Genomic DNA, 10241 nt, shown 5'->3' with positions numbered 1-10241 from the left:
ATAGATAATGTTTCACCAGAAAATAATGAATACGATACATTTTATAATTTTATAGAAAAAAAGAGGGATCCAAGTCATGAACGAGCGCTGAAAAAAACAGAATGGATTACCTTATTAGAGAAAAATGGTTTGCAAATGCAGTCGTGCCTTACTTTTGACAAGAAATTTGAATTTGACTGGTGGTGCGATATGATGAATGTACCTTTGCAGAAGCGGATGAAGTTAACAGAATGTATGATGAAAACATCAGTTGAAATGCAAGAATTCTTTAACATTCAATATGAAAATAATAAAATCATATCGTTTTATACTGAAATGACATTGTTTGTATGTAAAAAAAGTTCGACATTAAAAAGATAAATTTCTTGCAGTCTTTTCAAAGTACGTTATACTTAGTACAGAGAAAATGAGAATTGAGGAAAAGTAATAATGATTCGCGTACGTATTGAAGGAACTGAAGAAGAAATGCTTGAATTTATGGATAAAATGCCAGATATTCCTGGATTTGAAAAAACACATACAAGAGAACCGAGAAAAGGAAATAATCCAAAATATGATTCAAGTAAAAATGTATTAGCATATTTATCTTATAAAAAGATTGAAGTCGCCAATAAATAGGCGGCTTTTTTAGTTTGCACCGTTTCACAGCCTTGTCTTTTTTACATAATATTAATAGTAGATAATGCTGAAGAGGGGTGAGTATAGTTAATAAGAAAATCATCTTTTTTGGAGACTTTGGTATTGATGATGCTGTGGCGTTAATTTATGCAAATAAAACATGTAAATTAGATATTATAGGTATTGTTGCTGAATATGGGAATGTATCGCGAGAAATCGTAACGGAAAATGTGTATTTTTTAGAAAGGTACTATGCTACAGAAGTAAAAATCATTGAGGGTGCAGCAAGACCGATGACAGCTGAAGAACCTTTGTTCTTTCCTGAAATTCATGGGGAGCACGGTTTAGGACCAATTATTCCACCTGATATGAGGATTTGTAAACGGGAAAATTTTTGTGAGCTAATAAAATTAATTGAACCTTGCCCAGAAGATATTATTATTGTAGCAACAGGACGATTAACAACATTGGCAACGTTATTTTTATTATATCCAAATGTCATGGATAAAGTATGTTCTTATTATATTATGGGCGGTGCTTTTTTATTTCCTGGTAATGTTACTCCTGTATCAGAAGCGAATTTTTATGGAGACCCAATCGCCGCAAATATTGTAATGAAGTACGCAAAAAATGCGACTATTTATCCGTTAAATGTAACGCAAGAGGCCCTTATTACTCCAGAAATGGTGGATATTATTAATAAGGAAGGAACAGGGCAGGCGAAGCTTATTAAACCAATGATCGATTTTTATTATGAGAACTTTTATAAAAAAGAATACCCGGGTATTGCTGGAAGTCCGATTCATGATTTACTTCCGTTCATTTCGTTTATAAATGATGATATTTTTGAATATAAAAAATCAGCAGTTTGGATTAGTACGACAAATGACGTAACAAGAGGGCAAAGTGTGGCAGACTTTAGAAAAATAGCTGAGCCAACAAGATTCGATGATCGGCCAATACAAAGAATTGCGGTTGGTTTTAACTATGCTGCATTTAAAGAAGAGTTTATGCGGACAATATTGAAGCCTGATTGTCCATAATATGTGAAATATGAAAGATTTCCATCAGAAATCAAAAAAACTGGTTGTTCATTATTTTGAAATAATCTAATAGTTGAGCTGTATGAATAACTTATGGAAAATGTAACATAACTAATGGTAAGCAATTGTTTCTAATTATATTTTGATTGTTGAAATATAAAGGAGGGTATTATATGATTTGGTCTTTAATCGTTGGTGGTATATTAGGGTGGCTTGCTAGCTTAATTACTGGCAGGGATGTACCAGGTGGTGTAATTGGTAATATCATTGCTGGTATTATCGGGTCTTGGATTGGTACGAAATTACTTGGTAGTTTCGGCCCTGTAATCGGCGGATTTGCAATTATTCCAGCTTTAATCGGTGCGATTATTTTAATTTTCATTGTAAGTTTCTTATTACGAGCAATGCGAAAATGAATGAAAGGACTGTTTACATTTGTAAGCAGTCCTTTTTATATGTTATGCTAGTATTATACAATCAGGAGGTGTCAGCATTGAAAACATTTACAGTAAATTTCCATCAAGAAGATAATGCTAAAGCGACAACAGTACATAAATTAAGTGAAGAGGACTTCAATAAAGCAACAGAAAAAGGTACTCGCCATCTATTTGATTTAGATACAAATGTTGGATTTTTCGTATTCTTTGATGCAGAAGATGCAGAAGGAAATGATCAATACTTAATGTTACAATACGAAGGGGATCATGAAGAGCCAACTGCGTGCTACGGATTTGATTTAAAACTATACTATCAATTTTTAGCACTATACTTAAATGATCTTGAATTCCAGGGTGAAACAGATGAAGAAGAGGAAGAGTATGGCCCAATTCATCATTTAGCTCACTTACTTTATCATATTGTTGAAGATGGTAAGTCAATCGAAGTGTAAAAATACATATGTAAAGCTGTCCTTTTTGGGCAGCTTTTTTCATTATTATGATGAATGTTATGATTTGCATAATGGTAAATGGAGTTCTGATGGTGATAAACGGTTTGATTAAATAAAAAAGCAACAAAGAAGGTTTATCTTTCTTTGTTGCTTTTTCTGTTTAAGGAAGGATTGTAGTGTAAATGACGAGAAGGGATATATAAGGAGATGGGGGAAATGATAAATAATACAATTCCAAGTTTTTTAAAAGTATGGGAAAGTAACGATGTAGAATTGGCAGTCCTCAATCAATACTTTACTTCTCATCCAGAGATATTTGAAGAATACTTTAAGTATCATTGTCCTAAAACGAGAGAACGTCTTTCTAATGCAATTAAACAATATCCCGCAAAAATAGTAGATATTCGTATCATAGCAGAAGCATTACCGATTATTATTCAAGAGATAACGAATGAATATCATAATAAATATAACTTTAATGTAAATATGAAATTTCATTTATTTGTTGGAGGGTTTGGCTCTAACGCATTTGTAGAAAGGGAGATTATTGGAGATGTGTTTTTTGCAGCAGAAAAATTATCTCCAGATTTAAATCATCTTCGTGTTATTGTCGCTCACGAAATAGGACATATATATCATAATGTTATGTTACAAAAAGATGGAATGGATTGGGAAAAAGCCGAGTGGACTGACGCGGCGGTTAATTTGTATCGTGAAGGTGTTGCAACATATTTATCAAAACAAATTATGAGAGGTGTAAATGAATCAGTATACTACTCATATAACAATGATGGTGAACGTTGGTTGCAATGTTATATAGAAAATGAAGAACATATAAAGAAACGTTTTTTAGAAGATTATATAGAAGGATGGACGTTAGAAAAAGAGAAAGAGTGGTTTCGGTTATCTGGAGGAAAGTATTTTGGATACAACCGACTTGGATATTTTTTAGGAACAGCTTTTGTAGAATATGTTGTACAAGCATGGGGAGAGAGTGAAGCATTTATTTTTTGGAACAAACACAATTTGAAAAGTAGTGTAATGGATTGGTTATCGAAATGAATAATAATTGGGAGCTGAAATGTATGAAAGTGTATGTAAAGATAGCTATGTTTTTTCTCGCTTTTACATGCATATTTGCATTAGCAGCATGTAAAGGGGCAGACGAAAAAAAGGAAACAAACCTAACTTCGGAAAATAGTAAAAGCGAACAGAATAATTCTTCAGAAGAAAAGAAAGAGCCTGAAGCAAAATCAAATAATGAAGAATCAACAAAACCACAAACAGATGAAAGCCAAAAAGATTCAGTGATAAATCAAAAATCAATTAACGACGTTAAAGAATTGTTTGAACTAGCGAAAGAAGGAAAAGTACCTAACGTGCCGTTCGCAGCTCATACAGGAGATATTGAAGAAATAGAAAAAGCGTGGGGGAAAGCAGATAAAACAGAACAAGCAGGAAACGGAATGTACGCAACTTTTACAACTAAAAATGTTTCCTTTGGTTTTAATAAAGGATCACAAGTTTTTGATGTACGCTCCTATCATGCTGAGCTAAAATCAATTACATTACAAAACATAGAGAAAGCATTAGGAAAAGCAGCTTCAGTTAAGGTAAATGGGGAAGATAAAATATATGTATATAAAGTAAACAATCAGTTTGAGCTGAAATTCATTATTCCAAAATCAACTGGTAAGGTAAATCATATTTCGGTATTTTCACCAGAGGATAGTATAAATAAAATGGCAGGGTAGTAAAAAGGATGTCATGAAAGTCTAGAGACTTTTGTGACATCCTTCTTTTTGTAAAGAAAGCATCCTATAAAATATGAGGAGTATGCTCCGAAACAGCTTTATTTATTTTTTTACGTTCTACATTTTGAATAAACAGTGCTTGCATAATGCCTCCAGTTATTAAGAAACAAGCGCAAATATAAAATAACATACTACCGTTTAGTTTACTTAATAAAACTGCACCAAGTACAGGACCGCACGTTCGAGAAATATCCCAATGCAACCCGTAAATTGAAAAATACAATCCACGTTTATCTGTTGGAGCGATTTCTGAAACGAATCGAAGTAAATGGTTTAAAGCAATACTTTCTCCAATGACTAAAAAGAGTAATGTGAAAAATATTGACAAGATTGTTGTTGAAAATCCGTAGCCAATCGCAGCTATCGTATAGCAGGTGTAAGAAATGAGTATAATTTTTGTCATGGAAAATTGTTCAGACCATTTTACGAGAAAAATTTGTAGAATGATTTCCATAATAGCCTTGCATGTTGAAATAAAAGCGAGTATGAATATGAAATCCGGAAATATATGTTTGGCGAAAATGCGATAATTTGTCTCTGTTTGTGCATAAAAAAAGCTAATGGGAAGCGTAGTAATCATAAGTCCTAAAACGGCGTAATGTTTACGTACAAATTGTTTTGGAGATGGTACTTCAAGTTTTTGCTTAGGCTTTGTAATTGCTGGAGCAGTTTCTGGAAGCTGTGTCCATACAACTACTGCATATATCATTAGTGTAATGCTTTGCATTATAAATAAATATTCAGGGTGAGTATGATAAAAGATAGCTCCAATTATTGGACCAATTACGGAACCAATTGCAGCCATCGTATGCAGAAGAGCAAAAATTTCTGCTTGTTGTTTTTGTTTTGTTAAATCAGCAATTTGTGCACGTTGAGCGGGAATATATAAGGAACGGCCCACCCCATTTATGACGTATAACAATGCAAATATAAAAACAGATTGAGCAAAGACGAAGCTGCCGATTGCAACGGCTTGCAGCAATAAGCCGAGTAACATAATTTTCTTTCGCCCATATTTATCAGTAACTCCCCCAGCAATAAGTGTAAATACGATATCTGAAAGAGGTTGTAGACCGAAAATGAGCATGGTTATTATTAGATTACCATTTAACATTTTATTAACGTAAATAATCATTATGAGAGCTAACATAGATTCAGTTGTTCGGGTTAATAATTCACCGCACAGTCTTATAATAATTGGTTTGTTATAACGCAGTAAGAGATTGTTCAATATTAATTCCTCCTTTCTATATTGAAATGATAAGATGAAAGGAGAAATGGAAAAAGGGTAGAAACAAAAGGGGTTATTTTTCACCTTTTAGGGGGATTATGATGTTTATTTTAGATCAATATATTGAACTATGGTGTGTTTATGGTAAAGGGAGACAAGAAGGAGAACAATTAGAAGTAACGGTACAAATGATAGCAGAAACATTATTTTGTACGGAGCGTAATAGTAAATTAATTATAAAAAAATTAGAAGAGTTACATTGGATCACTTGGTTTCCAGGTCGCGGTCGCGGGAATCGTTCTAAATTAATATTTCAAAGGTATCCGATGACATTAATTTTAGAGAGAGGAAAAGAACTAACGAAAAAAGGTGATGTGAAAAGTGGAATCTCATTTGTGGAACGCTACAGCTCACAATTTCCATTAGTAAAGAAAGAGTATGGAAATTGGGTAGATTCCATATTTGGTCATCAAATAGAACGGACACCTGAAGGAAGAAAAGACGTACTTCGTTTGCAAGTACAAATGAATCTGGACATCGCTTTAGATCCGGTTTACGCTACGATGCGATCAGAATGTCATATGGTTAAACATATTTTTGATACACTCGTATATGTAAATGAGGAAACAAACTCTATAGAACAAAGGCTTGCTTTTCACTGGGAATATAATGATGCTGACAAGGTTTGGACATTTTATTTAAGAAAAGGTGTATATCTTCATAATGGAAAACGACTTACTGCACATGATGTTATATATTCATTGAATCGATTTATGAAAGCTAAAAACAACCCACACGCATGGATGTTGCAACATGTTGAAAATGTTCGTGCAGTGGATGAATATGTTGTTGAAATTCAATTACATACGGTAAATAGGATGTTTTTACATATGCTAAGCGCAGAACAGTGTTCTATCGTGCAGGAAGATGAAGCAGGAACCTTCATTGGTACAGGCCCTTTCCAATTAAAAGAGAAGAATGCACATTTATTTGTATTAGAAGTACACGATTTATATTATCGTGAGAGACCTTTTCTTGACCGAATTGAACTAATGAATGTAGAGAAAAGTGTAAATACGTATGATGTGTTAGTAAAGGCGCAGTATAAAGATAAAGAAAAACATAATAAAGAAATTTCTCGGCTTGAATCGAACGTAACATATGTAACGTGCAATCTTGTAAAAGAAGGACCAATGCAAGATGAGCTATTTCGAAAGGCACTACATCAAATTATTCATGGTGATAAAATTGTTCAAGAACTCGGCGGAGAGCGCGGAGAAGTGGCAAAGAAACTAATATTAGCAAATGAAAGCATAGTAGAGATTGAGGAACATATAGCTTGTTTAATGAAAAGGAGTACGTATCAAAATGAAGTGTTACAACTCTATACATTTACAGGAAAAGATCACGTAGAAGATGCACAATGGATACAGAAAGAGTGTGCAAAGTACGGGATTTATGTAAAAACAAATTTTCTTGAAATAGAAGAGTTATTGGAAATGAGTACGATACAAAAGGCTGATATGATGCATGATAGTGCAACAATTAGCGAGCGAATAGAAGATAGTCTACTATATATGTTTCTTACAAAAAACAGTTTTATTCATGGGCAAAGCAGCATGGACTTTCATAAAACGTTGTCCCCGTATTTTAAACAAGAACTATTAGAGAATAGAGTTACATTGTTACGCGATATTGAGGGCACTTTGTTACGTCACATTCATATTATTCCTTTATACCGCAACAAACAACAAGTAACTTCTCATGAAAAAGTACAAAATATAATGATTAATTCACAAGGATGGATTGATTTTTATGAAATATGGTTTACATGTTGATATATAAGGGTTTTTACGCATTTCATAGGATGCGTGAGAACCCTATTTTTTGTGCGTGAAATTGGGTTGTGTTACACATTGTTACGCTACTTATAATAAAAGTTCATTTACAACGTAACAGTGTTATGTTACATTCTTGTTAGGAAGGAGTGTTATACAGTTGAGTACAGATTTAATTTCAAAAAAAGATTTATTAGAACTAACTGGTATTTCATACGGACAGTTATATAGATGGAAAAGGAAAAATTTAATACCGGAAGATTGGTTTGTACGAAAGTCAACATTCACGGGTCAAGAAACATTTTTTCCAAAAGAAAAGATATTAGAGCGTATTGATAAAATCCAAACGATGAAAGAGGATTTATCACTCGATGAACTAGCGAATATGTTTTCACCGAGTGTAAGAGAAATCCTTTTAACAAAGGAAGACCTTTTACGTAAAGGGATTGCATCAGAGCCAGTTTTACAATTCTTCATAGAACAAACGAATAAAACAACAGAGTTTCAATTTGTGGATATTCTTTATGTGTATATGCTTGAAGAATTACTACAATCAGGAGAGATTAGTTTAGAAGAAGGAAAAATGGTCTTGCAAGTTTTACGTGAAAATTATGAAGCAATAAAGCATAAAACTTGTGATTTAATTATCGTCCGAAAGTTAGGGATTTCTACTTGTTTCTTAGTTTCAAACGTAGACGATTTAATTTTTGAAAAAGGCACCAAAATTGTTTTATGCGAAGCGATTATGAAATATACGGAAGCATTAAAAACGAAACTATTGTAGTGGGGGAGAAATTATGCGTACAGAAAATTTAATTATAAATGGTTACGGTTCATCGAATGGCGGCGAGTTTCATAAAGTGCAATTAAATGGAAAAGGGACTGTGAATGGAAATGTTGAATGTGAAAAATTTGAATGTAACGGTTACGGTGCAGTTACTGGTGATTTGAAAAGTAGCAGTGCACGAATTAGCGGATCTGGTAAAGTCGACGGCACAGTTCATGCTGAAACGATGAGAATTGATGGAAAAGCAACTATTACGAAAGATGTGAAGGCAAACAGTTTGAAAATTGCAGGAAAAGGTACGATAGGTGGGAATGTCACTGGTGAAGAATTTAAAATCAATGGTCAAGCGACGATTGATGGCAACTGTGAAGTGGATACTTTTTCTTCTGATGGACAGTTTACAATTGGTGGATTATTAAGCGCGGATGAAATAAATATAAATATTCACGGTACATGCCGAGCGAAAGAAATTGGTGGTCAAACGATTAAAGTGAAACATAGGATGGGTACTTTTAGTAAACTGTTTAAATCAGTATTTGGTTTACAATTAGAAGCTGAACTGTTAGAAGGGGACAATATCGAAATTGATTATGCTCACATTAGAACGGTAAGAGGAAGCAATGTTACAGTAGGACCGAATTGTGAAATTGAACTCATTGAATATACTGGTGTTCTTACTGTTGATAAAAGTGCAAATGTAAAGGAAATTAAGCAGGTTTAATGGGAGGGAATAAGTAATATGGAACATTCACAGAGTCTTACTGTCAATGGTTCGGGTAGTTCAGCAGGCGGGGATTATAACAAAGTGAAGATACGCGGTGAAGGAACAATTTCTAATGATATGAGCTGTAATGAATTTAAAACGTACGGCACGAGTGAAGTACGCGGTAATATGAAAGTGAAAAACTATGTCGTGTATGGTGATAGTGAAGTACAAGGAAATGTAACTGCGGAATATGTAAAAGTATATGGAAACACACAAATGCATAGTGATGCAAATATTGAAAAAACAAAAGTAAGAGGGATGATAGAAGTTAAGGGAAAGTTTACTGGTGATTTCGTAGATGTGAAAGGCGCTTTAAATGTAAAAGGAGATATTGAAGTTGAAGAATTATCACTAACGGGTGGTCTTGAAAGTGATGGATTACTTAATGCTGAAAATATTGAAATTTCACTTCGTTATGAAGGGAGCAAAGTGAGAGAAATCGGTGGTAAAAAGATTTCTGTTCGTAAAAAAGCGAGATTTATTCCATTTACAAGTCATACTGGAAGCCTCCGAACGTCTATCATTGAAGGAGATGAAATTTATTTAGAGCATACTATCGCTGAAGTAGTAAGAGGAAACAACGTTACTATTGGTCCAGGATGTGAAATTAGTGTTGTAGAATATCATACTAGCTTTAACCAAAAAGGTAATGCAGTCGTAAAAGAACATAAACAAATATAAGTAGTACGAGGGAGAGCAAGGTTATGGTTGAGAAGAATAATAAGCTCGGCTTTGTTGTGGCGGGTTTATTGCTAGGTATTTTAATGGCATCAATGGATAATACCATTGTCGTAACAGCGATGGGAACGATCGTTGGTGACTTAGGAGGCCTTGAAAACTTTGTATGGGTCGTTTCTGCCTATATGGTCGCAGAAATGGCAGGTATGCCGATATTCGGTAAACTATCAGATATGTATGGTAGAAAGAGATTCTTTATTTTCGGTTTAATCGTCTTTATGATTGGTTCGGCACTTTGTGGAACTGCTGAAAATATTACACAGTTAGGTATTTATCGCGCCATTCAAGGTATTGGAGGCGGAGCATTAGTGCCGATCGCGTTTACTATCGTTTTTGATATTTTTCCTCCAGAAAAGCGCGGGAAAATGGGTGGATTATTCGGAGCAGTATTTGGTTTATCAAGTATTTTTGGTCCATTGCTTGGTGCGTATATTACAGATTACATTAGCTGGCACTGGGTATTTTACATTAACTTACCGCTTGGCGTTTTAGCACTTATTTTTATTACATTCTTTTA

General features: G+C 33.9%; 12 protein-coding genes and 1 pseudogene. 12 read left to right on the top strand and 1 reads right to left on the bottom strand.

The features are described from left to right. From KI369_RS24780 to KI369_RS24750, 7 genes and pseudogenes are all read left to right on the top strand, one after another. Positions 1-360, top strand: a pseudogene (locus KI369_RS24780) (class I SAM-dependent methyltransferase); the annotation flags it as partial. A gap of 69 nt (positions 361-429) precedes the next feature. Further along, a complete protein-coding gene (locus KI369_RS24775; protein WP_212957909.1) occupies positions 430-618 on the top strand; it encodes a YvzF family protein in 189 nt (62 codons plus the stop codon). 77 nt (positions 619-695) lie between these two features. Then, the gene (locus KI369_RS24770; protein WP_212957907.1) at positions 696-1661 is read left to right on the top strand and encodes a nucleoside hydrolase; all 966 of its coding nucleotides are present in this window, start codon (positions 696-698) and stop codon (positions 1659-1661) included. Positions 1662-1834: 173 nt separating this feature from the next. Then, complete coding sequence (locus KI369_RS24765) at positions 1835-2077, top strand: GlsB/YeaQ/YmgE family stress response membrane protein (protein ID WP_000638308.1); 243 nt, start codon at positions 1835-1837, stop codon at positions 2075-2077. 77 nt (positions 2078-2154) lie between these two features. Then, a complete protein-coding gene (locus tag KI369_RS24760) occupies positions 2155-2550 on the top strand; it encodes a hypothetical protein (protein WP_000847587.1) in 396 nt (131 codons plus the stop codon). Positions 2551-2766: 216 nt separating this feature from the next. Beyond that, positions 2767-3612: an aminopeptidase gene (locus tag KI369_RS24755; RefSeq protein ID WP_212957905.1), complete on the top strand. Its 846-nt coding sequence runs from the start codon at positions 2767-2769 to the stop codon at positions 3610-3612. A 23-nt stretch (positions 3613-3635) separates the two neighbouring features. Then, a complete protein-coding gene (locus KI369_RS24750; RefSeq protein ID WP_212957903.1) occupies positions 3636-4304 on the top strand; it encodes a YjgB family protein in 669 nt (222 codons plus the stop codon). 64 nt (positions 4305-4368) lie between these two features. On the opposite strand, the gene KI369_RS24745 is transcribed toward KI369_RS24750, so the two are convergent. After that, the gene (locus KI369_RS24745) at positions 4369-5595 is read right to left on the bottom strand and encodes an MDR family MFS transporter (RefSeq protein WP_212957901.1); all 1227 of its coding nucleotides are present in this window, start codon (positions 5593-5595) and stop codon (positions 4369-4371) included. A gap of 101 nt (positions 5596-5696) precedes the next feature. On the opposite strand from KI369_RS24745, the gene KI369_RS24740 reads away from it, so the two are divergent. The 5 genes from KI369_RS24740 to KI369_RS24720 form a co-directional block, all read left to right on the top strand. Continuing rightward, a complete protein-coding gene (locus KI369_RS24740) occupies positions 5697-7433 on the top strand; it encodes an ABC transporter substrate-binding protein (RefSeq protein ID WP_212957899.1) in 1737 nt (578 codons plus the stop codon). A 160-nt stretch (positions 7434-7593) separates the two neighbouring features. Further along, entirely contained in the window at positions 7594-8217 is a 624-nt protein-coding gene (locus KI369_RS24735; RefSeq protein ID WP_212957897.1) for a YhbD family protein, read from the top strand. Positions 8218-8230: 13 nt separating this feature from the next. Next, on the top strand, positions 8231-8941 hold the full coding sequence (locus KI369_RS24730) for a bactofilin family protein (protein WP_212957894.1): 711 nt from the start codon (positions 8231-8233) through the stop codon (positions 8939-8941). A gap of 18 nt (positions 8942-8959) precedes the next feature. Further along, positions 8960-9667 (top strand): cytoplasmic protein, encoded by a 708-nt coding sequence (locus KI369_RS24725; protein WP_212957892.1) that lies wholly within the window; start codon positions 8960-8962, stop codon positions 9665-9667. A 23-nt stretch (positions 9668-9690) separates the two neighbouring features. Continuing rightward, on the top strand, positions 9691-10241 hold a 551-nt coding region (locus KI369_RS24720; RefSeq protein ID WP_212957890.1), incomplete at its 3' end, for an MFS transporter.

This window comes from Bacillus sanguinis (genome assembly GCF_018332475.1).
Classification (GTDB): Bacteria; Bacillota; Bacilli; order Bacillales; family Bacillaceae_G; genus Bacillus_A; species Bacillus_A sanguinis.
This window is presented reverse-complemented; position numbering and strand designations above follow the sequence as displayed.

Bases quoted from the DNA above. Each gene is read 5' to 3' on its own strand.
- KI369_RS24775 (WP_212957909.1), top strand. From the start codon at position 430: ATGATTCGCGTACGTATTGAAGGAACTGAAGAAGAAATGCTTGAATTT.
- KI369_RS24765 (WP_000638308.1), top strand. From the start codon at position 1,835: ATGATTTGGTCTTTAATCGTTGGTGGTATATTAGGGTGGCTTGCTAGC.
- KI369_RS24755 (WP_212957905.1), top strand. From the start codon at position 2,767: ATGATAAATAATACAATTCCAAGTTTTTTAAAAGTATGGGAAAGTAAC.
- KI369_RS24750 (WP_212957903.1), top strand. From the start codon at position 3,636: ATGAAAGTGTATGTAAAGATAGCTATGTTTTTTCTCGCTTTTACATGC.
- KI369_RS24740 (WP_212957899.1), top strand. From the start codon at position 5,697: ATGTTTATTTTAGATCAATATATTGAACTATGGTGTGTTTATGGTAAA.
- KI369_RS24730 (WP_212957894.1), top strand. From the start codon at position 8,231: ATGCGTACAGAAAATTTAATTATAAATGGTTACGGTTCATCGAATGGC.
- KI369_RS24725 (WP_212957892.1), top strand. From the start codon at position 8,960: ATGGAACATTCACAGAGTCTTACTGTCAATGGTTCGGGTAGTTCAGCA.